This is a genomic window from Candidatus Phaeomarinobacter ectocarpi (assembly GCF_000689395.1).
In the GTDB taxonomy this organism is placed as follows: domain Bacteria; phylum Pseudomonadota; class Alphaproteobacteria; order CGMCC-115125; family CGMCC-115125; genus Pyruvatibacter; species Pyruvatibacter ectocarpi.
The window spans coordinates 68,261-92,281 of the sequence record NZ_HG966617.1; the positions used below are offsets into that span (position 1 = coordinate 68,261).

The following is a 24,021-nucleotide window of genomic DNA, read 5'->3' on the forward strand; positions in this document are numbered from 1 at the left end:
GATGAAGCTCATGATTGCCGCGGGCAGCGCCGTAGTCGCGGTATTGCTGATGTCCGCGCCTGCCAATGCAGCGCTCGAGTTCTGCAATCGCTCAAGCTATCTACTTGATGCCGCCTCGGCCCATGAGGTCGATGAAGGGTACCTTGTGCAGGGCTGGTTCAAGCTCAATCCCGGCGAATGCAAAACTGTGGTGGCGGATGATCTGGGGGAGGGAGAGTACTATGCCTTTGCCCGCACCCGCCCGGCCCACGGCGCCAGCAGGCGGCTCACGTCCGGTGATCGGATGCTGTGTATCGACACGACCGACTTCAGCTTCGTCAGTGCCAATGGCTGCACAGATCGCGGACTGCAGAAAGTGGAGTTCGCTCGCATCACGACGGATGGCCGCAAGGACTGGACGGCAACCTTTTCTGAAAGCGGCAATTACGACAACAAGCGCGCCCGCATCGCTGGCACTCAGCGTCTCCTGCGCGAGCTTGGCTATGAGCCGGGCTCCGTTGATGGTTTTTCGGGTGGTCGTACTACACGCGCCATCAAGGAATTCCAGAAGGCGAATGGCCTGAAGAACGACGGTGCCGTGAATGCCAAGCTCTTTGCAGCGCTTGAAGCTGCAGGCGAACAACGCCAGCGCCGTTCGGGTTTTCATTTCTGCAATGACACGCAGCTGCTGGTCTGGGCAGCCATAGGGTATCGCCAGTCTGACGAGTGGCGGTCGTCAGGGTGGATACGCGTGCCCGCCGGCAACTGTGCACCAGCCATGACAAGCGCGCTGGATGAGCCCATCTACTATGCCTATGCGGAAGCCGTGACCGATGGTGGTGACGTGGCCACGCGCAGCGATGTGCCCATGGTGTGGGGCGGTGACAGGTCATTCTGCACCAAGCCAACACGCTTCTTCATTCGCGGCCGCACCAATTGTGCGGCGCGCGGCTATGATGAAGTGCCGTTTCAGGAAGTAGATGTGTCGGGTCAGGAAACCCACACGATGCGCCTGCGATAGGGCACCCGCGCTTGGGGCCCTGCGTCAGGGCGTCTAGGCGGCCAGTCCAAAGTAGTCGAGCAGACGAACCATCTCTTCTTCGGTCAGTGGAAACTCGCTGCCACCGCGCGCGGGGAGCAATTCTGGTGACTTCAGGTGCATCACATGCGTCTGAATAAGGACGGACACCCGCATGGACAGACGCGCGCGCCATACAAGAGCGGTGATCGCCTTGCCATTTCGAGACGTCAAAATCCGTTGTACTTCGGGTGCCTTGAGGCCGGACAGCATGCTGAGGGCATAAGTCACCTGATCCGTGTACCCGGCTTCAGCGGCTTCTGAGACGAAACCGCCATCAAGGCGGCCCTGCTCGCGCGCATCTTGAACGATCTTGAGGGCGCTGGTTGCCGTATCAGGCACCGGCGTTTCATCCAGTCGATCATGGAGTCGCCCGGACAAAAGGCGTCGCGTGTCTTCATCCAGGCCCAGTCTGTCTGCCATCCCGTAGAGAAGGTCTCGTCCGACAAATTGAGCGATGCGCCTCACGGCACGTATGGAGAGGTCCGGCCGCATGGAGATCGGCCCATGCCACTGGGAGACTTCTTCGGCATTCTTCACGATCTCTTCCATCGTGCTGGCACGAATTTGTGCGCTGGTATTTGCCAGAAGAGTTGCGACAGCCGGAATATCCAGCGAGGCCACAACTTCGTCGGAAACATCCGCGCTCAGCGCTTCACGCCCTGCAATGGCTTCAATGACGCCCGTCACCTGTGTTGTCGCAATCAGTTCGATAAGATCAGCATCACTGAGGAGCGGTGAATATCGCAGAATTGGTCCGCATACAGATATTTCGGTATCGCGCGCCAGCGCCTGAACGACGCTTTGCGGCGCAAAGGTGGAATTCTTGATTTCCTCAGCCAGAATTTCCCGGACACGGGGCTCCTGGTCACGCGCCAGCTTCTCGATCAACTCGATGGTCTGCTCGCGCAACGCATCCGTTTCGCGCCGCGACAGATCAGGCAGCAGGCGGGCAATCTTGCTTGTCAGTTCCTCGCGCACTGACCTGTCTTCATCATCGGCCAGCGCGATATTGGCCTGATGAGGTGTCGCTGGGTTGGCAGCCACGAGTGCCCGCGTCGGCGTGTCAGCGTCGCCGGCGAGGTAGTAGAGCATCTCCGGCTCAAGGTCAGTCCGCGACGCAAGCGTGCGGCGGGCATCCGTGTTTTGAGATTCAAGCAGTGAACGGGCTTCTTCATAGGCCAGCGCCTCGCGCGAGGCCTTATCCTGCCCTGCCAGCTTTTTAATGAATTTCAGCATCACGTGTCCTAGGCCGCAAAAAGCACTCTGAACCCCCAAATTCGACGAGGTTTCATGGGCCAAAGTCTAAAGGCACGCACCTAATGGGAAATTAACCGCCTTTTGTCGGGCGCGAACACACCGCAAATGGCAGTTATCCGCCCATCACAGTTGCCAATCAGGGGGCATCGGCCCACATTTCGATGCATGACAGACAGCCTGGAAAATGCCGCACACACGCCGATCCGGCATCCACAGTTTGACCACGTGGATACCTGGATTTTCGACCTCGACAACACGCTTTATCCCGCCCAGTGCAACCTGTTTGCACAGATTGATGAGCGTATGGGGTCGTTCATTGCCAATGAGCTGGATGTTGACCGCGTCGAGGCCCGCCGCATTCAAAAGAAATTCTATGTGGAGCATGGGACAACACTGGCCGGCCTGATGTCTGAGCACGGGATGGCCCCGGGGCCTTTCCTTGACTACGTGCACGACATTGACCTGGCGGTAGTGGACCCTAGTGAGGCGCTGGACGCAGCCTTGGCGCGTTTGCCGGGCAAGCGTTTCATTTTTACCAATGGCTCTCATAAGCACGCCGAGAATGTGGCGGGAAAACTCGGCGTGCTGGACCGCTTTGACGGGATAATTGACATTGCGGCCTGCAATTTCGTCCCCAAACCGCACCCGGGTGCATTTACCCATTTTCTGGGCCACTCTCGTGCGGATGCAGGGCGGGCTGCGATGTTTGAGGACATCGCCCGCAATCTGGAGGTGCCGCACCAACTGGGCATGCGCACGGTCTGGATTCAGACCCATGAGGACTGGGCCACAGAAAAAGCCCACCACGGCAAGGATGGTGAGCACGTCCACCATGTGACAGATGACCTGGTGGGTTTCCTCGACACGCTCTAGCGCAAGGCTGAAGTGTCAATAGCGGCCATTTGCCGGAGCTAATCTTGTTGACTGGTGAGGGGCTGAGGCTATCGTGCGCCTCAAATCGTCAACCGATCAGATTTCAACCAGACTTCCAGACCGACAAGAGACAAAAATGAGCTTTGCTGACCTCGCCGCCACAATTGAAACCGCATTCGACAATCGCGACAGCGTGACCACATCCACCACGGGCGAGGTTCGCGATGCGGTGGATACAGCCCTGGGCGCGTTGGATTCCGGTGAAGTGCGCGTCGCGGAAAAGGACGGTGACAACTGGAAGGTCAACGAATGGGCCAAGAAAGCCGTTCTCCTGTCATTCCGGCTGAACGACATGGCGCCGATTGAAGGCGGTCCGGGCGATAGCACAACATGGTGGGACAAGGTGCCCAGCAAATTTGAAGGCTGGGGCGACAATCAGTGGCGTTCTGCCGGCTTCCGCGCCGTGCCGAACTGCATCGTGCGCCGTTCTGCTTACATTGCGCCGGGTGTGGTTCTTATGCCGTCTTTCGTCAATCTTGGCGCTTACGTGGATAGCGGCACCATGGTGGATACATGGGCCACGGTCGGATCGTGTGCTCAAATCGGCAAGGACGTTCACATCTCAGGCGGTGCCGGCATCGGCGGTGTGCTTGAGCCGTTGCAGGCAAACCCTGTTGTCATCGAAGACAATTGCTTCATCGGCGCCCGGTCGGAAGTAGCAGAAGGTGTCATTGTCCGCGAAGGCTCGGTCCTGTCCATGGGCGTGTTCCTTGGCCAATCCACCAAGATCATCGACCGCGCGACGGGCGAAATCTTCATGGGCGAAGTTCCGGCCTATTCCGTAGTCGTCCCCGGCTCACTGCCCGGCAAGCCGCTGCCGGATGGAACACCCGGCCCGAGCCTTTATTGTGCCGTCATCGTCAAGCGCGTTGATGCCCAGACCCGCTCCAAGACCTCGATCAACGAATTGCTGCGAGACTAAGTGACAGACACCTCCACCAGTATTGACCCCGTCGCCTTCGCCGCTGAGCTGATCCGCTGCCCAAGCGTGACACCCGCAGAAGGTGGTGCGCTTGATCTGTTGGAGACGCGTCTGGCGGCCCTCGGCTTCACTTGCCACAGGCTGCCGTTCGAGGAACCCGGTGAAGATCGTGTGGACAATCTCTACGCGCGCATCGGGACAACGGCACCCCACCTTTGCTTTGCCGGACACACCGACGTTGTGCCGACCGGCAACGCACGTGACTGGCAGGTTGGACCGTTCGAAGGCAAAGTCGAAGACGGTGTACTGTGGGGCCGCGGTGCCTCCGACATGAAGGGCTCCATCGCTTCTTTTGCTGCTGCTGCCGCAAACCACATTGCTGCCAATGGCACCGACGCAGGGTCCATCAGCTTCTTGATTACCGGCGACGAAGAAGGCCCGGCGGTCAATGGCACGATCAAGATGCTGGACTGGCTCGAGCGTCACGACGAACAGATTGATCACTGCATTGTAGGTGAACCGAGCAACCCCCATGAGCTGGGCGAAATGATCAAGATTGGCCGTCGTGGCAGCGTCAATATGGTCATCACGACGCAGGGCAAGCAGGGCCATGTGGCCTATCCCCATCTGGCAGACAATCCGGTTCCCCACCTTGTGGCGGCGTTGGCGGCTCTCGACGCGCTTGAGCTTGATCAGGGGACTGAGCATTTCCAGCCCTCCAATCTTGAGATCACGACCATCGATGTTGCCAACGACGCAACCAACGTCATTCCCGCAACGGCGCGCGCCCGCATCAACATCCGGTTCAACGACACGCATACCGGGGCCAGCCTGATTGAGCTTGTTGAAAAGACGGTTGCCGACATCGCCGAGGCGCGCGGTGCCACCATTTCAGTGTCCGCAAAGATTTCCGGTGAAAGCTTCGTCACGCAGCCAGGACCTTTTGTGGAGCTGGTGGCAAAGTCAGTGGAGAGCGTCGTTGGCCGGAGGCCGGAGCTGTCCACTACCGGCGGCACATCTGACGCCCGGTTCATCAAGAACCATTGCCCGGTGCTGGAATTCGGCCTTGTGGGCGAGACAATGCACAAGGTGGACGAACGCGTAGCGGTGCAGGACGTCGAAATGCTGGCTGCGGTGTACGCAACAGTCGTAGAGGGCTATTTCGCCAAAGCATCGGACTTTGCCGCTGAGCGGCAAGGGCGGCCATAGTCATGCCGAGCCTCTCTGAAGCGCTTCGCGCGATTGAAGGCTCTGTTGCCATTGCCAGGCGTGATCCTGATGCAAGCCGGTTTTTTGACTTGTCGGCAGATGCCTTCTGGCGATCCTTCGCTGTCGTCATTTTTCTGGTGCCGCTCTACTTCATCGTGTCGGCTGCGGAAACCCGCATGCTGTTCGAGATGCGTGACCAGATCACCGGCACGCCGCCGGGCTACGGGGATCTGTTGATTTCAAACCTGGCCACGTTGGGGATCGAGTGGTTTGCCTATCCCATAGCCATTCTCTTCATCGCTCCGCTCTTCAGCGTGGGGCAGCGCGTGTCGCCCTACATCATCGTTTACAACTGGTCTTCACTGGCGATCTCACTGGTGATGGTGCCCAACTTCGTGCTGTACCTGCTGGGCGTTTTTCCGATTGCGATGGCGGTGCTGGTGAACTTTGGACTTGTACTTGCGGTCGTCTGGTATCGGTTCCTGCTCGCCCGCGAAGTTCTGGGTGCACCCATAGGAACGGCTATTGGATTTGTTGCGCTTGATGTGGTCCTGAGCCTGTTCATCAGTTCGGCCATTGAGTATGCGATCATCGGGCCGCTATAGCCATGAGTGATCCGCGCCCGATCGGTGTGTTTGACAGTGGTGTTGGCGGCATCACCGTGCTCAAGGCGATCCACGACCTTTTACCAAATGAAGACCTGGTCTATCTCGGCGATACCGCGCGCCTTCCCTACGGGACCAAGAGTGCAGATACGGTCGTGCGATATGCAACACAGGCGGCAGATGCGCTGATTGCTCGCGACATCAAGCTCCTCGTCATTGCGTGCAACACGGCAAGTGCGGTGGGCACACCGCTGCTGGCTGAAAAATTTGCGCCCGTGCCCGTGATCGGTGTGGTCGAACCCGGTGCGGAGGCTGCAATCGCTGCAAGCCGGTCCGGCTGCATCGCGATCATTGCCACTGAAGGAACCGTGCGCGGCGAGGCCTACCCAAAAGCTATTCATGATCGCGCACCCGACGCACAGGTAACCCAGGCAGCCGCCACGGTATTTGTGGCTCTTGCAGAAGAGGGCTGGACGTCATCAGCCGCCACCCGTGAGGCCGCGCGTACCTACCTACATCCCCTGTTCGCCGGAGAGACCAGCCCCGACACCCTGGTCCTTGGCTGTACGCATTTCCCGGTTTTGTCTGACGCCATCCGCGCAGAACTACCGCAAGGTGTGGCCATGGTGGATTCTGCAACCACAACTGCTCAGGCTGTTGCCAGCGCGCTGGGCGACACCTCAGCACCAGTTGATCAAAAAGGTACTGTGAAGTTCCTCGCTACGGATGGGGCCGAACGGTTTGCGCGCGTGGGCCGAATTTTCTTTGGCGCAGAAATCGACGAACAGGCCATCGAGATCATCGACCTCTAAGCCTCAGTCGTAGTCGACCTTCATCAGGTAGAGCCCATCGGGGGGCGCAACCGGTCCGCATTTCGAACGGTCCCGCGCTTCCAGGGCCGCACGAACATCCCGCACACTCATCTTGCCTTCGCCGACGGACTTCAGTGTGCCGGCAAAGGACCTGATCTGGTTATGCAGGAACGACCGAGCCCGCGCGGTGATGACAATCGCCTCGCCCTCCCGCCGTACATCAAGCGCATCCAGCGTCTTGACGGGAGAGGCAGCCTGGCACTGGGCCGCACGGAAGGTCGTAAAGTCATGCTTCCCGACCAGTTGTTGAGCGGCCTCGTCCATGAGCTGTGCATCAAGCGGCACGGGCACCTGCCATGCCCGGTGCCGATCAACCGTCAGCGGCGCGCGTCGATTGATGATGCGGTAGAGGTAGTGACGTTTGACGGCTGAGAACCGTGCGTCGAAATCTGGGCTGACGGCCTCAGCGAGAAGTATGGAGATCGGCTGAGGCTTGAGATGGAAGTTGATCGCATCTCGCACCGTGTCAGCATCGGTTTCTCGCTCAATGTCGATATGCGCAACCTGCCCCAAGGCATGGACGCCGGTGTCCGTCCGTCCGGCCCCGGCAACTGTCACGTGCTCGCCGCAGAAGCCTAGAATGGCATCGGCAATGGCGTCCTGCACGCCGCGCCCATTGTCCTGTTTCTGCCAGCCAACAAAGGGCGTGCCGTCATATTCAATGGTGAGCTTGTAGCGCTGCGTCACGACAGGACCGTTCCGGCTGGCACGGGAAAACCACGCAAAAATTCGTCCGCCTGCTGAACGCCCTTGCCCGCCCGCTGCACCTGATGAAGTTTCAAGGCACCATCGCCGCAGGCAATGGTCAGGGCGTCATCAAGGGCCGTGCCGGCGGTCCCTGAGCGCGCCACGGGCTCAGCGCGCAGAATTTTAACGCGCTGTGGCTTGCCTTCTTTTGCCATTTCGCACCAGGCCCCGGGAAAGGGCGCGAGGCCGCGGATGTGACAGTCCAGTTCCCGCGCAGACCGTGTCCAGTCAATGCGGGCCTCAGCCTTGTCGATCTTTGCGGCATAGGTAACGCCGTCATCGGGCTGCGGCGTGGACGCGAGTGAATCGCGCTCAAGCGCTGCCAGCGCCCGCACCATCAGACCTGCGCCAATAAGCGACAGCCGATCGTGCAACTCGCCCGCCGTTTCTGTGGGTCCAATCTGGGTGCGCTCAGCCAGCAGGACAGGCCCCGTATCAAGCCCTGCTTCCATCTGCATGATGGCAACGCCGGTTTCATTGTCCCCGGCCATGATGGCCCGTTGTATAGGGGCCGCCCCCCGCCAGCGTGGCAACAGGGAAGCATGGATGTTCAGACACCCAAGCCTCGGGGCGTCCAGAATGGCCTGTGGGAGGATCAGCCCGTAGGCGGCCACAATAGCCACATCGAGATCAAGATCGCGGAATGCCTGGTGCTCTTCCGGGCTCTTCAGTTTTTCAGGTGTGCGCACTTCAATGCCGTGTGCTTCCGCAAAGGCATGCACAGGTGTCGGCGTCTGGGTCATGCCCCGGCCGGACTTGCGTGGGGGCTGCGAGTAAACCGCGACAACGTCATGTCCGGCTGCAATCAACTCCGACAGCGCAGGGACAGAAAAATCCGGCGTACCCATAAAGGCGATGCGCAGCGTCATGCCGGTCTCCGGTCTTCTTTGTTCGTGTGACAACTAGGCGGTGGCAGCGAGTTTTTTCGCCTTCTGCAGCTTCTTCAGCATCATGGAGCGTTTCATGCGCGACAGATGGTCAATGAAGAGTATGCCCTCCAGATGATCCATTTCATGCTGGATGCAGGTGGCAAGCAGGCCGTCGCAGTCGATCTCGCGCAATTCGTTCTGGTAGTCCAAATAGCGCAGGCGGCATGTGGCCGGCCGCTCTACCTCTTCGTAAAGCTCCGGCACTGACAAACAGCCTTCTTCGTAGGGCGCTGTCTCATCCGCCTTTTCGATGATTTCCGGATTGGCGAAATACATCGGCTCCGCCGGTGCATCGTCGCGCGAGATATCAATCACGATCACCCGCTTGGGCACACCGATCTGGATGGCGGCAAGGCCGATGCCTGGCGCGTCATACATGGTGTCCAGCATGTCATCCATCAGCGCGCGGATCTCATCATCCACCTTTTCGACGGGTTCAGAGACCTGCTTGAGGAGCGGATCGGGTGCGGTAATGATCTTGCGTATGGCCATAACCGGTCAGATAAGCGAGCAGACATGCCGCGTCAACTTGCCAGTGATGGGTATACTGTCCGCCATAAGCGCCGATTCTCTCAGGTTTTCTAGGGTTTTTGCCCATGGATATGGTTTTCGTCATTGCTGCCGCCGTTCTGGCCGCCCTTGCAGGGGCAGGCATCGTGGCATTTGTGATGCGAAAACCCGTGGATACCGCCGCTCAGGAACGGGCAGAAAGAGCGGCAGAAGCCCAGGAAAAGGCCCTGGCGAGCCTGATGGATGCCCAGTCTCAGCTGTCCGGTCGGTTGGCAGCCATGTCGGATGCTCAGGCCAAGCGCGAAGCAGAGCTGTCCCGCACCCTGAATGAGCGTCTGGACCATGTGTCCAAACGTCTAGGCGATGGCCTGGAAGACAACACCAAGAAAACCGGTGAAACCCTCACGCAATTGCACACCCGGCTGGCGCTCATTGATGAGGCTCAGAAGAAGCTCGGAGAACTGTCCGGCCAGATGGTGGGTTTGCAGGATATCCTGGCCAACAAGCAGGCCCGCGGCGCCTTTGGTGAAATACAGCTGCAGGATCTGGTCACCGCTGCGCTGCCGCCATCCGCCTATGCCTTTCAGGAAACCCTGTCGAACAGGGCGCGGGCGGACTGCGTTATCAAACTGCCAAATCCGCCCGGCTCGATCGCGGTCGATTCGAAGTTTCCTCTCGAATCCTATCGCGCGCTGGTCGATGCCAAGACCGAGGATGAAAGCACCAAGGCCAAGCGCTTCTTTCGCGATAGCATGCTCAAGCATGTGAACGATATCTCGGCCAAATACATCATTCCCGGCGAAACTGCGGACTCGGCCCTGATGTTCCTGCCGTCAGAAGCGGTCTATGCGGAGCTGCACGCGAATTTCCCGGCAACCGTTGAAGCAAGCTTCAAGGCAAAAGTCTGGATCGTGTCGCCCACCACCTTGATGGCAACGCTCAACACAGTGCGCGCCATTCTGAAAGACGCCCAGATGCGCGAACAGGCGCATTTGATCCAGGCAGAAGTCGAGAAGATGCTGACGGACGTGACGCGTCTTGATGACAGGGTGTCCAAACTGTCGCGCCATTTTGGTCAGGCGCAAGAAGACATTCGTCAGGTCAGTGTTTCTGCAGATAAGATCACGAAGCGTGGGGAGCGCATCGTCGGTCTGGAGATTGGCGAAGAAGATACGGGTCCACTCGTGCCGTCGGAAGGGCAGCGCGATCTTTTAGCGGGGGAATAAGACATGGAGACTTTGGCAACACTTGTTGGCGATGTGAATTCAATCGTCTGGGGCGTGCCGATGCTTGTGCTGATTGCAGCAACAGGCATTTTTCTGATGGCAGGCCTCTTGTTCATGCCACTTCGGAAACTGTTTCATGCGTTCGGCTTGCTCATGTCGCCGCAACGATTGGGCGATGGCGACATCCCTCCGCAAAAGGCATTGGCAACAGCCTTGGCGGCAACGGTTGGCACCGGTAACATCGCTGGCGTGGCAACCGCCATCTTCCTGGGTGGCCCCGGCGCACTGTTTTACATGTGGGTCATCGCCCTGATCGGCATGGCAACCAAATATGCGGAAGCCGTAGCGGCGGTGAGTTATCGCGAAGTTGATGGCCGCGGCATGCATGTGGGTGGTCCCATGTATTACCTGCGGGATGGTGTCGGCGCGCGCTTCCCGGCCATTGGTAAAATTCTGGCGTTTGCCTTTGCGCTCTTTGCAGCGATCGCCGCTTTCGGCATTGGCAATGGCGTGCAGTCCAACTCCGTCGCCCATGCTCTTGAATCAAGCTTTGGCGTTGAGCCTCTTGTCACCGGTCTGGTGATGATGGTGGGTGTTGGCCTGGTTCTCATCGGCGGCATCAAGCGTATTGCCGATGTGGCCGGCGCGCTGGTGCCCTTGATGATCATTCTGTATGTCGGCGCAGCCGCCGTCATTCTGGTCATCAATGCGTCAGCCATCCCTGAGGCGTTCGGACTTATTTTCAAATATGCCTTTGAACCAGTCGCCGCCGTGGGTGGTTTTGCTGGTGCCGCCGTTGCAGCCGCCATCCGCTTTGGCGTTGCGCGTGGAGTGTTCTCCAACGAAGCAGGCCTTGGTTCCGCAGCTATCGCTCATGCGGCGGCGAAGACGGACAGCCCCGTCACGCAGGGCCATGTTGCCATGCTGGGGACATTCATCGATACGATCATTGTTTGCACCATGACGGGCCTGGTGATCATCACTTCGGGCCTGTGGACGTCAGGTGAAACCGGAGCCGCGCTCACCAGTGCGGGCTTTGCATCTGCGCTGCCATTGGGCGCGGAGATTGTAGCTGTGGCATTGGCGGTCTTTGCCTTCACAACAGTGCTGGGCTGGAGCTATTACGGCGAACGCAGCGTTCAGTATCTGCTTGGCGAAAAGGCAATCTGGCCGTATCGGCTCTTGTGGATTCTGGCCATCCCGGTCGGCGCCCTGTTTGACCTGGGCCTCATCTGGCTCATCGCCGACACCCTCAACGCAATGATGGCGATCCCGAACCTGATTGGCCTCTTGATCCTTGGACCGATGATCTTTGCGAAGACCAAGGAATACTGGGACAACCGATAGAAGTCAGATTGCATCTGACGCGACATTGAAGCGGGCGGGCAACATGGGGTGCCCGCCCGTTTTTATTCCGCCTCGCTGGCTGCCCAGGTTGGCAGACCGTCAATGCTCTTGGCGTTCTTCTTGGCACGGTAGGCACGCATGTCGTCAGGCGACCTGTCCTGGGCCCACTTGGTCAGCGTGTCCCGCTCGCTTTCATAGGCGAAGTGTGGAACGCCATAGCCGCACGACGTTTGCACCAGATCAAACCGCAGGCGGACGATCTGCCGCGCACCGGCAGGCTCCCTACCATCGAAGTAGTTTGTCTTGAGGGTCGCGTAGTCTGCATGCGTGTACGGGATCACATCCCCCTTGCCATAGAGCCGAAGGATCATGGGTGCTGCATCAAACGAGCACATCATGATCGTCATCCGTCCATCGGCTGGCAGATGAGCAGCCGTTTCATTGCCGCTGCCGGTCTGGTCCAGGTAAAGAGCGGTGTGGTCATCAATCGCGCGAAACCACTCTGTACTGCGCGGTGAGATATTGATGCGCGTGCCTTCGGCAGCCGTTGCCGTGAAGAAGATATGCTGCGCGGCAATCATTTTGTGCAGCCGTTCGTCGAGCTTGTCGTATTGCTGCGCCATCTTGGTGTTCCTGAATAGGTGTCTTAGAAAGGTCGCCGCGCCTTCATGGCTGCGGCCAGTGTGCCGTCATCCAGATAGTCCAGCTCGCCGCCAACAGGTACGCCGTGGGCCACCTGGCTGACATTCGCGCCAGACCCTTCCAACTGATCCATGATGTAATGAGCGGTGGCCTGCCCATCAACGGTGGCATTGACTGCAAGCACCACTTCCTTGATGTCGCCGCTCATGGTGCGGTTCACAAGGCCTGCGATATTGAGATCATCTGGCCCGACACCATCAAGCGCAGACAGCGTGCCGCCAAGCACATGATATTGACCGGAGTTTGCACCCGCGCGTTCAAGCGCCCACAAATCTGCAACATGCTCCACAACGCAGATCACGCCGGCATCCCGCCGTGTGTCAACGCAGATCGAACAGGGGTCCTGAGTATCAAGATTGCCGCAGGTCGTGCAGGTCAGCACATGGTCCGCAGCTTCGCTGATCGCATCCGCCAAAGGCCGCATCAGCGTTTCTTTTTTGGAAAGCAGCTGCAGTGCTGCCCGGCGTGCTGATCGAGGGCCGAGCCCCGGCAAGCGCGCGAGCAGCTGAATCAGCTGCTCAATTTCAGTTCCTGCGGAGTGCCCTGCCATACGTCGACAAAAGCCTTAAAGAGAAAAGCCCGGTGGCAATGGCATGCCGCCCGTGACCGACTTCATCTCTTCCTGCAATTTGTCATCCAGCCGCGCCTTGGCGTCAGCGTGGGCGGCAACCAGCAGGTCTTCAAGAATTTCAACTTCGTCTGCAACCATCAGGCTCGGGTCAATCTTGACGCCTTTGAGTTCGCCCTTGCCGCGAAGTGTGACGGTCACAAGACCGGCGCCGGATGTGCCTTCTACTTCAAGAGCCGCCACGCGCTCCTGCATCTCGCCCATACGGGCCTGAATTTCCTGGGCCTGCTTCATCAGACCGGTGAGGTTCTTCATCAGATAAAATCCTCTGTATTCGGCGCATCGTCATCCATGACATCGTCATCGCTCTCGACAGGTGCCGGCGTATCGGCCGCCTCGGCCGCAGCATCTGCACCAAGGTCTCGGACTTCAACAATTTCAGCCCCGGGAAAGGCTTCCAGCGCAGCCTTCACAAGCGGCTCCTGCCGGATCGCCTGCATCTGGGCCTCACGGGCGTTCTTCTTGGTTTCGCCGATTGTCGGCTGAACAGGCTCGGCGTCGCGCTTGGCCTGCGTCACAAACCAGCGTTCGTTTGTCCATGAGGAAAGCTTGCGTGACAGCTCCTGAATGATGTCGCCGCTGCCGCGCAGAACAGCAAGTTCGATGCGTCCCGGTGCAAAATTAACGAGCTGAACATCATGCTCAAGGGCGTTTTGCAGCATCACGTCGCGTTTTTGTTCCGCCATCGCGACGACGTCTTCAAACCGCTGCAGTTGAATGGCGGGGGCGGTGTCCATCGCAGGCGCTGCCTGCGCCATGGTTGGTCCCGACTGTGGCGCCGACGGTACCGAACGAACCGGCCCGGAAGACGCGCCCGCCGATATGGCAGCTGAACTGCCACCACCACTCGCAGGCGCACCCGAAGATGGCGCTGTGCCCGCAGCCGGTGCTGGCGTGTTCTGCAGCTTCTTGATGAGTTCTTCGGGCGTTGGAAGGTCTGCCGCATAGGCAAGGCGGACCAGCACCATCTCAGCCGCTGCAAGGGGCCATGGCGCCCGTTCCACTTCGCCCAGCCCCTTGAGAAGCATCTGCCAAGTGCGCGCCAATGATTTGACGGAGAGCTTGGCAACCATCTCAAGCCCGCGTGTGCGATCCATGTCGGACACGGTCTTGTCGTCAGCGGCCTTCTCGACCAGTTTCAATCGCGTGAGCCAGTGAGTGAGCTCTGCCATGTCCGATATGACAACAGCCGGGTCTGCCCCATCATGGTACTGCGCTGCGAGCTCAGTCAGAGCGGTTGCCACATCGCCCTTCATCACATGCTCGAACAGGTCAAACACACGGCCACGGTCCGCCAGGCCCAGCATGGCCCGCACGCCGTCAGCAGAAATCGTTTCGCCTTGCGTACCATGCGCTATGGCCTGATCCAGCAGCGACAGCCCGTCGCGCACGGAGCCTTCAGCCGCGCGGCCGATAAGCGCCAGAGCACCCTCGTCGACACTCACACCTTCCTTGCCCGCAATATTCGCCAGATGCGCGCTCATGGCATCTGTATCCAGCCGCCGCAGATCAAACCGCTGACAACGAGACAGCACCGTGACGGGCACCTTGCGAATTTCCGTCGTCGCAAAAATGAACTTCACATGCGCAGGCGGTTCTTCAAGCGTCTTCAGCAGCCCGTTGAATGCCGCGTTCGACAGCATGTGCACTTCGTCGATGATGTAGACCTTGTAGCGCGCTGACGTTGGCGCATAGCGGACGCTTTCAATGATCTCGCGGATGTCGCCGATGCCGGTGCGCGACGCGGCGTCCATCTCCATCACGTCCTGATGGCGCGAATCCATGATCTCCTGACAGTTGATGCCAAGCTTGGGCATGTCGATGGTCGGACCATCAATGCCGTCGCCATCATAGTTGAGCGCGCGCGCAAGAATGCGGGCGGTGGTGGTTTTGCCGATACCGCGGACGCCGGTGAGAATGAAGGCGTGGGCAATACGGTTGGTCGCAAAGGCATTGCCCAGCGTACGCACCATGGCTTCCTGGCCGACGAGATCATCAAAGGTTTGGGGGCGGTATTTGCGTGCCAGCACCTGATATTCAGAAGGTTTGGCGGGCTCTTTCGCCTCGCCGCCCATGAGATCAAATCCCGCGTCATCCGCCGTCATGCCCAGATTGGGGGCATCTTCTTCAGGAGCACCTGAATCTGTGTCGCCAGGCCCTGTGTCGGATGGAGCCGTCATGAGATCGCGCGGTACTCCGGCATATCGGCGGTGAAATGAAGGTGGGAGGCTGGACAAACGACCCAGGTCGAATTCGTTACGGCTGCTTCCTTCCGGATCTGACCGGGTTGGCGAGTGGACCTGTCCGCCGCCAACCTCCCGAAGGCACTATATCAGATTGGGGGCCCCTTTAGGCAAGCCGTCGCGGAGCAAATTGGGGCGCAATCCACTCTGCGACTTGGAAAGTTTGCCCGCAATTCCCAGCCGTGGCAGGTTTCCGCCCGAAACAGACGCATTCAATCCAAGAAGAGGCCGAAAATGGCGCTTGAACCCAATCCTAATATCTTTGCCAACAACCCTCTCGACCGTGTCAGCGACAAGCGCACCGATGATGAGTGGCTGAAAGGCAAGATGGAGGACCCGGAAAGCCGGTATGTGCCTTTCTACAAATTGATGCCCTTCGTGTTGCCCGAAGCAGCGCCCAGCGAAGGCAAGGACATTGCGTGGATGCCACCTGAAATGGTGAAGCCCCTGATGAATCCGGCCTCCACAACTGTGCTTCTGGGCATCAACAAGCGCGGCCGGGCTCTCTTCGCCACGGATGTGACCTTCGGAGAAAACCCCGAAAACGGTCCTCTCAAGGGCATGGGCGAATTCGAGGACCTGCGCGGCCTCGCGATGAAGGGCGAAATCACATCCGGTGAGTTGGCCATCATGGCGCAGGGCAAGAGCATGATCGACTGGCATCTGCGCCATGGATACTGCTCCGCCTGTGGTCACCCCAGCCGCATGGCGGAAGCGGGCTACAAGCGCGTCTGCCCGGAATGCGGCGCCGAGCATTTCCCGCGTACAGACCCGGTTGCCATCATGCTGGCCACGCGCGGCGACATGGCATTGCTTGGCCGCCAGCCCATGTTCCCCAAGGGCATGTTCTCGTCACTCGCAGGCTTCATTGAGCCCGGCGAATCGATTGAAGAAGCGGTGGCCCGTGAGATGATGGAAGAAGCAGGCGTTGCTGTTCACAATGTGCGCTACCACTCAACGCAGCCTTGGCCGTATCCCTCACAGCTGATGATCGGCTGTCACTGCGAAGCCGAGACCGAAGAAATCACCGTCGACGGCGTCGAACTTGATGAAGCCCGCTGGTTCTCCCGCGATGATTTGCGGGCCGTACTGGCAGGCGAAGACAAGGGCTTCTGGGTGCCGCCACCTTTCGCCATCGCGCATCAGCTCATCAAGAGCTGGGTCGCTGAAGGCTAGGTGCCGGCAATTTCGGCGCGATACTCACTCGCCGGATAGATGCCCAGAATCTTGAGCTCGCTGCAGAAGAACTGCAGCTCTTCCAGTGCCAGCCTGACATTGCGGCGATCAGGGTGCCCTTCAATGTCCGCGTAGAACTGCGTGGCGTTGAAGGAGCCGGCAACCTGGTAGCTTTCCAGCTTCGTCATGTTGACGCCGTTGGTGGCAAAACCGCCCATAGCCTTGTAGAGCGCGGCAGGGACATTCCGTACACGGAAAATGAAGCTTGTGATCACCGGTTCTTCTTCCGGTGTCGCATCATCAGGTTCTGCTGCCATGATGACAAAACGCGTCGTGTTGTGGTCCGCGTCTTCCATGTCCGTCTTGAGAATATCAAGGCCATAAATGTCAGCGGCTTCCGGTGTGGCCAGCGCGGCATGGGTGACGTCGCCAAGCTCTGCGACTTCGCGAGCAGAGCCAGCCGTGTCGGCAGCCACCTGACCAAGAATGCCAAGCGCGTTCATGGTCTTGCGGCACTGTCCCAGGGCCATCACATGGCTTTGTGCGGTCTTGATGTTTTCAAGCTTGGCCCCCTTGGGGGCCATCAGCGCGAAGCGGATGCGCAGGAAGTGCTCGCCGATGATGTAGAGACCGGACTCCGGCATCAGGTGATGAATGTCCGCAACGCGCCCGGCAAGCGAGTTCTCGATCGGGATCATGCCCAGCCGCGCTTCACCGTCGCTGATGGCCGCGAACGCTTCTTCAAAGGTCGCGCACGCCCGTGGCGTTATGTCCGGATACACCTGCTGACAGGCGATCTGTGAGTTGGCTCCCGGTTCGCCCTGATAGACGATCGTGTTTTCGGCGCTCATGACTTGTTCTCGTTGTTGAAATAGGCCCGGACCCGCTCAAGGTCCTCCGGACTGTCCACACCGATGCGGGTGCCCTGAGGAACGATGGCTGCATCCATACGCATACCATGTTCAAGGGCGCGCAGCTGTTCCAGCTTCTCGCGGATTTCCAGTGGTGACGGGGCAAGCGCCACGAAACGCTTCAGGGCGTCTCGCCGGAACGCATAAATGCCCACATGGTGATAAAGCGGCCCGTCTCCGGTCGGCGCTGTCGCGCGCGTGAAGTATAGCGCCCGCGCAATGGGTGTGCCGGGGTCTGGGAAACTCGGCACCAGTTTGACGACGTTCGGATTATCGCGCTCGTGCTCATCAATGATGACGGAGGCGAGCGTCGCGATGTCCACCTCGGGATTGCTCAGGGGCGTCAACACGGCGGTGAGAATGTCTGCATCAAACACCGGCTGATCACCCTGAAGATTGACTACCACATTGAATTTTTGGTCCGGGTCCAGCGTTTCCGCGGCTGCCCAGCACCGGTCTGTGCCCGACGGCAGGTCCGGGTCGGTCATGACGGCGTCACCGCCGGCGGACTTCACGGCGTCCACGATCTCCTGATCCCCGGCAGCCACCAGAACCTGTGCCCCCTTATGCTTGGCGGCCCAGTCGCGGGCGATCTCCCAGACCCGCACGATCATCGGCTTGCCGGCGATGTCAGCCAGTGGCTTTCCGGGCAGTCGGGCCGCAGCCATCCGGGCCGGGATCACCAGGAGGGGGCGCAGTGGCATAGATGTGGAGGTCATGAACTTGGCAACGTTCTGGAATGGAAAGCAGGGCGGCAAATGGCAGAATAGGGGCGGACACGCACCATGGAAGCACCTAATGCGACGCTTCGCCGCGCTTTTGGGAGCGCGATTGGCCAAATGTGCGCATCTGACCCGTATTTCCGGCGCTTATACGTCTTGCCCGGCAAAACCGGAAACGGGTAGTCTGCGGCTCACCGCTCGGGAAGTGTACATTTCTCCCAATGCGGCTCTGATTCCCGCCTGAGCGTCACGCGCCTCATACGTCACACAAAATAACACCGGACACGCAGCATCATGGACAGTTTTGAATTCAACAAGGTTGCAGGCGCCGTTCTGGCATCGCTCCTGATACTGCTGGGCGTTGGCATGTTCCTGGTCCCATCGCTTTATGCGCCCACCGAGCCCGAGCAACAGGCTTACATCGTCGAGGGCGTCGAGGAAGAAGGCGGAGCCGGCGCAGGCGCTGCAGAAGCACCCATTGAGCAGCCGATTGAGGCATTGATTGCCGTTGCAACGGCAGACCGCGGTGAGCGCGTGGCGCGCCGCTGCGTTGCCTGCCACTCATTTGATGATGGCGGCGACAACAAGATCGGCCCAAATCTTTGGAACGTCATGGGCGGCAAGAAGGCCCATCTGGACAACTTCAACTATTCAGCAGCTATGGCCAGTTCGCCGGGCCAGTGGACGTGGGACTCCATGAATGCGTTCCTGAAGAAGCCAAGCGACTACATCCCCGGCACCATCATGTCCTTCGCAGGCCTCAACAAGCCTGAAGATCGGGCTGCCATCATGGTCTATCTCGCAGAACAGGCACCGACACCATTTGCCAAGCCGGCTGTCCCGGAAGCAGCACCAGTTGAAGAAGCAGCTGCTGCGGAAGGTGCACCTGCAGCCGGAGAAGCCGCTCCTGTCGAAGAAGCGGCCCCTGCGGCATCTTCAGGTGGCGGCGATGAGCCCGAGCGCAACGGCCGTCCAAACACCGAAACAGCTCAGTAGCTGAGGGGTCAGGCAACATTAACTGCCTGTAACAACACTGAAATTTGAAGAGGCGGATCCTTTGTCGAGGGTCCGCCTCTCGCATATCTGGCGCAGTTTCGTCACAATGTGTGTGTCGACTGACTTATTCGTCCAACAATTCGGGTTCAAAGACATGCTCACATGGCCCCTCGCTGCAAAACAGGCCATCACAAATCTCTCGCTGACAGCATTGCTGCTGGCGGTTCCTAGTGCAGCGCTTGCTCAGGAAACGATAACGACCAATGGCCTGTCGCTGATTGGCGAACCCAAATACGCGGATGATTACACCCATTTTGAGTATGTGAATCCGGACGCACCCAAGGGCGGGCGTCTCCGGCAAGCGGCATTCGGTACGTTCGACAGCCTCAACCCCTTCGTCATCAAGGGGAAGCCTGGTGCCGTGACCGCCATCTATGACCAGCTGATGGCCGACTCCATGGATGAGCCGAGTGCGGAATATGGCCTGCTCGCCAAATCTGTGACGTATCCGGACGATTTCAGCTGGGTTGAATTTGAGCTGCATGAAACGGCGCGCTGGCATGACGGTGAGCCATTGACGTCAAGCGACGTGATTTTCAGCCTCAACTCACTGACTGCAAACCACCCCCATTTTGCGTCCTACTACAAGAATGTGAGCAAGGCTGAAGCTCTGGGAGACCATCGCGTCCGCTTTGAGTTCGATGAAAAAGGCAACCGCGAACTGCCGCTCATCATGGGTCAGCTCTACGTGTTGCCGGAGCACTACTGGGACGGTTCGGACGGCCGAGACATTTCGTCGTCCACACTGACCCCGCCTGTCGGGTCCGGCCCCTACAAGATTGCCGATGTGGATCCCGGTCGACGAATTGTTCTGGAGAGGGTTGCGGACTATTGGGGCAAGGATCTGCCCGTCAATCGAGGCAAGCACAATTTCGACCGCCTCGTCATCGAATACTATCTCGACGAAACTGCCATGGTCGAAGCCTTCAAGGGTGATCGTTATGATTTCCGTTTGGAGAACAGCGCCAAGCGGTGGGCAACGGAATATGACTTCCCGGCTGTAACCGATGGCCGCGTGGTCCTGCAGACGTTCAAGACCAATCAGGCCTCGCCTATGCAGGCCTTCATCTTCAATCTCCGCCGCGAGAAGTTCAGTGATCCGCGCGTGCGGCAGGCCTTCAATCTCGCTTTCGATTTTGAATGGATGAACAAGAACATCTTCTTTGGTCAGTACGCGCGTACAGATTCTTTCTTTGAAGGCTCCGAGCTTGAAGCAACAGGCCTGCCCAGCGCCAAGGAACTCGAAATCCTTGAGCCCCTGCGTGGCCAGATACCGGACGAGGTCTTCACCACCGACTATGAGAACCCGGTCAATGGAGACACAGGGGCCGTGCGTGCCAATCTGCGTAAGGCGACAGCCCTGTTGCAGGAAGCCGGATGGTCCATTCAGGATGGCGCCCTGACCAACAATGAAACCGGCGAGAAGATGGAGCTTGAATTTCTGCTTCGCTCGCCGACCTTTGAGCGCGTGGTGCTGCCCTACAAGCAAAGCCTGAAGCGTCTGGGCATTGAGGCCAGTCTTCGCGTTGTCGACACAGCGCAGTATCAGGCACGCATTGAAGAGTTTGATTTCGACATGACTGTGGACGGTTTCGCGCAGTCCCTGTCGCCGGGCAATGAGCAGCGGGATTTCTGGGGCTCTGCCAGTGCCGACAGGCAGGGAAGCCGGAACACGATCGGTATCAAGGATCCGGCTATCGACAAACTGATTGATGCCATCATCTTTGCGCCGGACCGCGAAACACTGGTTGCGGCAACCCGCGCCCTGGATCGCGTGCTCCTGTGGAACCACTACGTGGTGCCGCAATGGTGGAGTGCCCTGCGCACGGCCCGGTGGGACCGGTTCGGATTGCCTGAAACACTGCCGGCCTTTGCCGCTGCCGGGGGCTTCCCCGACGTGTGGTGGTACGAGGAGGGCTTTGCCGCCAAGCGGGCAGAAGGCACATCAGCCAGCGAGGCATCCGAATGAACCTGCGTGCGTGTCTGCTGGCCGCCGCTGTCAGTATCGGTTTCGTATTGCCGTCCGCGGCTGAAGAACTCGCGCCCAATGGCGGCGAATGGCGCCACGGCATTTCAATTTTTGGTGACCTGAAGTACCCGGCGGACTTCGAGCATTTCGACTACGCCAACCCCGAAGCACCCAAGGGCGGCGAGTTGCGGCTGTTGCCGGTGGGTTCGTACATGAACCAGGGCTTTCTGACGTTCGATACCCTGAACTTGTTCGTGCTCAAAGGGATGGGCGCACATGGGATGCGTCTGAACTTCGATACCCTTATGACGCGTGCATGGGATGAGCCAGACGCCATGTATGGTTTGGCAGCTGAAGCCGCAGCCATCGCTCCTGACAACATGTCTGTAGCCTTCCGACTACGCGACAACTTAACGTTTCATGATGGTAGTAAAATCACATCAGAGGATGTTGTTTTCACGTTTGATCTTCTGAAGTCGGACGGGCATCCACACATAACTACAGCCATGCGTGATGTTGTGTCGGCCAGCGCGCTCGATGATCGAACCGTACTTTATGAATTTGAAGGCAATCAGGTTCGTGATTTGCCGATTTCAATTGCAGACCTTCCCATCCTTTCCAAAGCATTCTATTCGACGAATGACTTCACCGCTTCGACTCTTGAGCCGCCGCTGGGCAGTGGCCCTTACGTCGTGAGTGACGTTAGGCAGGGGCGCTCAATCTCTCTTCGTCGGAATGCGGAGTATTGGGGCAAAGACCTGCCGGTCAATAAAGGTCGATTCAACTTCGAAACCGTGCAGTTTGAATACTTTCGCGATCGAACGGCCGCCTTCGAAGCCTTCAAGGCCCAAGAGTATACATTCCACGAAGAGTTTACTTCGCGGTTCTGGGCTACAAAGTATGTGTTTCCAGCTTTTGTTGATGGGCGAGTAAAGAAGCTCACCACGCCGGATGATCGTCCCTCGGGAACGCAAGGCTGGTTCATCAACACGCGCCGCTCCCATCTTTCTGATCCGGTTGTGCGTGAGGCCCTCAGTCATGCGTTTGACTTCGAGTGGACCAACCGCCAGCACTTTCACGATCTCTACAAGCGGACGCAGAGTTATTTCGAAAACTCAGAGATGAAGGCAACCGGCAAGCCCGATGATGCCGAGCTGGCGCTGCTTGAGCCCTTCCGCGGCGAGATTCCCGATGGTGTCTTTGATAAGGCCTACGTGCCGCCGGTCTCAAACGCGTCAGGGCAGGACCGCCGTCAGCTGAAGATCGCCCGAGACCTGCTGGCCGATGCTGGCTGGGAAGTGCGCGACGGTGTTCTCAAGAACGCATCTGACGAGCCGTTCACACTCGAGTTCCTAAGCGATACGCCGACCTTTGAGCGCGTCCTGCAGCCCTTGATCAAAAATCTGGCTCTGTTGGGAATCGACGCCAAGATCCGTCTCGTGGATGCTGCCCAGTTTGAAGAGCGGCTCAAGGATTTTGATTTTGACATCATCACCCGCCGCTTCTCCATGCGCGAAACGCCTGGTGTTGAGCTTCGTGCTTTCATGGGCTCTGAAGCAGCCGCGCAGGAGGGCAGTCGCAATCTGGCAGGTATCTCCAGCCCGGCCATTGATGCACTGATCGACAAGGTGACGGAGGCGACGTCTCGCGAGGATCTCGTGACGGCTGCCCGTGCCCTGGACCGTGTGCTGCGGGCTGGCCATTACTGGATTCCCCAGTGGTACAAGGCCGAGCACAATCTGGCCGTGTGGGACAAGTTTGCGCAGCCCGAGATCAAGCCGAAATACCACCGTGGTGTCATTCGACTTTGGTGGGTCGATGCTGAAAAGGAAGCTGCCCTTAACCAGTAGGGAATATGTTTCAGACCATGGCTGATTCGGGCACACTGCGATTCGCCCGCATTGGCTACTCAACCGTCTTCACCGATCTGGATTTCAAAACCCCGCCCGATGGCTGCCTATATCATCAGACGACTGCTGCTCATGGTGCCGACCATTCTCGGCATCCTGCTTGTGGCCTTTGCGATTGTGCAGTTTGCTCCCGGTGGGCCGATTGAGCGCATCATTGCGCAGCTTCAGGGCAATGACGTGTCCGCCACAGCCCGCATCGGTGGATCTCCTGGTGGTGACCTGGGTGCCGGTGCCCAGTCAGCCGGCGGCGATGCTGGCGCGACAGCCAAATACCGTGGTGCCCAAGGCTTGGACCCGGAGTTCATCGCCGATCTCGAGCGCCAGTTCGGCTTCGATAAGCCCGTACACGTACGATTTGCCAACATGGTCTGGGACTATGTGCGCTTTGACTTTGGTGAGAGCTACTTCAGGGACGTCAAAGTTCTCGACCTGATCGCTGAAAAGCTGCCCGTCTCCATTTCGCTTGGCCTGTGGACGATGTTCATTGCCTATGGCGTGTCCATTCCCCTGGGGGTCGCAAAGGCCGTGCGCGATGGCACGCCATTTGATGTGTGGACATCTGCAGTGATCATTGTCGGCTACGCCGTACCCGGCTTCCTGCTCGCCGTGCTGCTGATCGTGGTGTTTGCCGGCGGCAGCTATTTCGACCTGTTTCCCTTAAGAGGGCTCACATCCGACAATTTCGACGAGCTCTCCTTGTTTGGAAAAGTCACCGACTATCTCTGGCACATCATCCTGCCGGTCACGTCCATGGTATTGGCCGGCTTTGCGACGACCACGCTGCTGACCAAGAATTCCTTCCTGGATGAAATCAAGAAACACTATGTGGTGACGGCCCGCGCCAAGGGACTGGCTGAAAAGCAGGTGCTCTACGGTCACGTCTTCCGCAACGCCATGCTCATCGTGATCGCAGGCTTCCCCGGGGCCTTCATTGGTGCGTTCTTTACCGGCTCCTTGTTGATCGAGACAGTGTTCTCATTGGATGGTTTGGGCCTTCTGGGCTTTGAGTCCATCGTCAATCGCGACTACGCGGTGGTGTTCGCCACGCTCTATATCTTCGGCCTCATCGGCCTGCTTGTGAGCCTGC

Annotated in this window: 23 protein-coding genes and 1 other RNA gene; 13 read left to right on the forward strand and 11 right to left on the reverse strand. The window is 58.8% G+C overall.

What is annotated here, in order from left to right; genetic code table 11:
- Position 1: 1 nt before the first annotated feature.
- Positions 2-1,000 carry a DUF1036 domain-containing protein gene (locus BN1012_RS00300; RefSeq protein WP_052534251.1) on the forward strand — a complete coding sequence of 333 codons (999 nt, stop codon included), beginning with the start codon at positions 2-4 and terminating at the stop codon, positions 998-1,000.
- Between the two features lie 33 nt (positions 1,001-1,033).
- On the opposite strand, the gene BN1012_RS00305 is transcribed toward BN1012_RS00300, so the two are convergent.
- A complete protein-coding gene (locus tag BN1012_RS00305) occupies positions 1,034-2,296 on the reverse strand; it encodes a DUF2336 domain-containing protein (RefSeq protein WP_043948047.1) in 1,263 nt (420 codons plus the stop codon).
- 186 nt (positions 2,297-2,482) lie between these two features.
- Here BN1012_RS00305 and BN1012_RS00310 point away from each other — a divergent pair, with 186 nt between their 5' ends.
- From BN1012_RS00310 to murI, 5 genes are all read left to right on the forward strand, one after another.
- Entirely contained in the window at positions 2,483-3,190 is a 708-nt protein-coding gene (locus tag BN1012_RS00310) for a pyrimidine 5'-nucleotidase (protein ID WP_043948048.1), read from the forward strand.
- 136 nt (positions 3,191-3,326) lie between these two features.
- Positions 3,327-4,172 (forward strand): 2,3,4,5-tetrahydropyridine-2,6-dicarboxylate N-succinyltransferase, encoded by an 846-nt coding sequence (gene dapD / locus BN1012_RS00315; RefSeq protein WP_043948049.1) that lies wholly within the window; start codon positions 3,327-3,329, stop codon positions 4,170-4,172.
- On the forward strand, positions 4,173-5,381 hold the full coding sequence (gene dapE / locus BN1012_RS00320; protein WP_043948050.1) for a succinyl-diaminopimelate desuccinylase: 1,209 nt from the start codon (positions 4,173-4,175) through the stop codon (positions 5,379-5,381).
- Positions 5,382-5,383: 2 nt separating this feature from the next.
- Positions 5,384-5,986: a hypothetical protein gene (locus BN1012_RS00325; protein WP_043948051.1), complete on the forward strand. Its 603-nt coding sequence runs from the start codon at positions 5,384-5,386 to the stop codon at positions 5,984-5,986.
- A gap of 2 nt (positions 5,987-5,988) precedes the next feature.
- Positions 5,989-6,798, forward strand: coding sequence for a glutamate racemase (gene murI, locus BN1012_RS00330; protein ID WP_043948052.1), 810 nt, complete (start codon positions 5,989-5,991; stop codon positions 6,796-6,798).
- 3 nt (positions 6,799-6,801) lie between these two features.
- Here murI and truA read toward each other — a convergent pair whose 3' ends face one another.
- From truA to def, 3 genes are read right to left on the reverse strand one after another with little or no spacing between them, the layout of a single operon-like run.
- Positions 6,802-7,545, reverse strand: a complete 744-nt coding sequence (truA, locus tag BN1012_RS00335; protein ID WP_043948053.1) for a tRNA pseudouridine(38-40) synthase TruA — start codon at positions 7,543-7,545, stop codon at positions 6,802-6,804.
- Positions 7,542-8,468, reverse strand: a complete 927-nt coding sequence (gene fmt / locus BN1012_RS00340) for a methionyl-tRNA formyltransferase (protein ID WP_043950436.1) — start codon at positions 8,466-8,468, stop codon at positions 7,542-7,544. Before fmt ends, truA begins: the two co-directional genes overlap by 4 nt.
- A 39-nt stretch (positions 8,469-8,507) precedes the next feature.
- Positions 8,508-9,026 (reverse strand): peptide deformylase, encoded by a 519-nt coding sequence (def, locus tag BN1012_RS00345; RefSeq protein WP_043948054.1) that lies wholly within the window; start codon positions 9,024-9,026, stop codon positions 8,508-8,510.
- A gap of 104 nt (positions 9,027-9,130) precedes the next feature.
- On the opposite strand from def, the gene BN1012_RS00350 reads away from it, so the two are divergent.
- Together BN1012_RS00350 and BN1012_RS00355 are read left to right on the forward strand one after the other, a co-directional pair.
- On the forward strand, positions 9,131-10,270 hold the full coding sequence (locus tag BN1012_RS00350; RefSeq protein WP_043948055.1) for a DNA recombination protein RmuC: 1,140 nt from the start codon (positions 9,131-9,133) through the stop codon (positions 10,268-10,270).
- A 3-nt stretch (positions 10,271-10,273) separates the two neighbouring features.
- Positions 10,274-11,617 carry an alanine/glycine:cation symporter family protein gene (locus BN1012_RS00355; protein WP_043948056.1) on the forward strand — a complete coding sequence of 448 codons (1,344 nt, stop codon included), beginning with the start codon at positions 10,274-10,276 and terminating at the stop codon, positions 11,615-11,617.
- 62 nt (positions 11,618-11,679) lie between these two features.
- Here the strand turns inward: BN1012_RS00355 and BN1012_RS00360 are convergent, their stop codons facing one another.
- The 5 genes from BN1012_RS00360 to ffs all read right to left on the reverse strand — a co-directional run bounded on the left by BN1012_RS00360 (position 11,680) and on the right by ffs (position 15,266).
- A complete protein-coding gene (locus BN1012_RS00360; protein WP_043948057.1) occupies positions 11,680-12,240 on the reverse strand; it encodes a pyridoxamine 5'-phosphate oxidase family protein in 561 nt (186 codons plus the stop codon).
- Positions 12,241-12,263: 23 nt separating this feature from the next.
- Positions 12,264-12,869, reverse strand: a complete 606-nt coding sequence (gene recR, locus BN1012_RS00365; RefSeq protein WP_043948058.1) for a recombination mediator RecR — start codon at positions 12,867-12,869, stop codon at positions 12,264-12,266.
- Between the two features lie 15 nt (positions 12,870-12,884).
- Complete coding sequence (locus tag BN1012_RS00370) at positions 12,885-13,202, reverse strand: YbaB/EbfC family nucleoid-associated protein (protein WP_043948059.1); 318 nt, start codon at positions 13,200-13,202, stop codon at positions 12,885-12,887.
- Entirely contained in the window at positions 13,202-15,127 is a 1,926-nt protein-coding gene (locus BN1012_RS00375) for a DNA polymerase III subunit gamma/tau (RefSeq protein ID WP_244442920.1), read from the reverse strand. The genes BN1012_RS00370 and BN1012_RS00375 overlap by 1 nt, the downstream gene beginning before the upstream one ends.
- Before the next feature lie 41 nt (positions 15,128-15,168).
- An RNA gene (gene ffs, locus BN1012_RS17220) (signal recognition particle sRNA small type) lies at positions 15,169-15,266 on the reverse strand.
- A gap of 158 nt (positions 15,267-15,424) precedes the next feature.
- Here ffs and nudC point away from each other — a divergent pair.
- Positions 15,425-16,366: an NAD(+) diphosphatase gene (gene nudC, locus BN1012_RS00380; protein WP_043948060.1), complete on the forward strand. Its 942-nt coding sequence runs from the start codon at positions 15,425-15,427 to the stop codon at positions 16,364-16,366.
- On the opposite strand, the gene BN1012_RS00385 is transcribed toward nudC, so the two are convergent.
- Positions 16,363-17,217, reverse strand: coding sequence for a prephenate dehydratase (locus BN1012_RS00385; RefSeq protein ID WP_043948061.1), 855 nt, complete (start codon positions 17,215-17,217; stop codon positions 16,363-16,365). The two genes, nudC and BN1012_RS00385, sit on opposite strands and share 4 nt — an antisense overlap.
- A complete protein-coding gene (locus BN1012_RS00390) occupies positions 17,214-17,996 on the reverse strand; it encodes a 3-deoxy-manno-octulosonate cytidylyltransferase (protein ID WP_081826125.1) in 783 nt (260 codons plus the stop codon). Before BN1012_RS00390 ends, BN1012_RS00385 begins: the two co-directional genes overlap by 4 nt.
- A 297-nt stretch (positions 17,997-18,293) precedes the next feature.
- Between BN1012_RS00390 and BN1012_RS00395 the strand changes: the two genes are divergently transcribed.
- The 4 genes from BN1012_RS00395 to BN1012_RS00410 form a co-directional block, all read left to right on the forward strand.
- Positions 18,294-18,995 carry a c-type cytochrome gene (locus BN1012_RS00395; protein ID WP_043948063.1) on the forward strand — a complete coding sequence of 234 codons (702 nt, stop codon included), beginning with the start codon at positions 18,294-18,296 and terminating at the stop codon, positions 18,993-18,995.
- Positions 18,996-19,149: 154 nt separating this feature from the next.
- Positions 19,150-21,024 (forward strand): extracellular solute-binding protein, encoded by a 1,875-nt coding sequence (locus BN1012_RS00400; protein WP_043948064.1) that lies wholly within the window; start codon positions 19,150-19,152, stop codon positions 21,022-21,024.
- Positions 21,021-22,874: an extracellular solute-binding protein gene (locus BN1012_RS00405; protein WP_043948065.1), complete on the forward strand. Its 1,854-nt coding sequence runs from the start codon at positions 21,021-21,023 to the stop codon at positions 22,872-22,874. The genes BN1012_RS00400 and BN1012_RS00405 overlap by 4 nt, the downstream gene beginning before the upstream one ends.
- A 99-nt stretch (positions 22,875-22,973) precedes the next feature.
- A partial coding sequence (locus tag BN1012_RS00410) for a microcin C ABC transporter permease YejB (protein ID WP_043948066.1) occupies positions 22,974-24,021 on the forward strand: 1,048 nt, incomplete at its 3' end.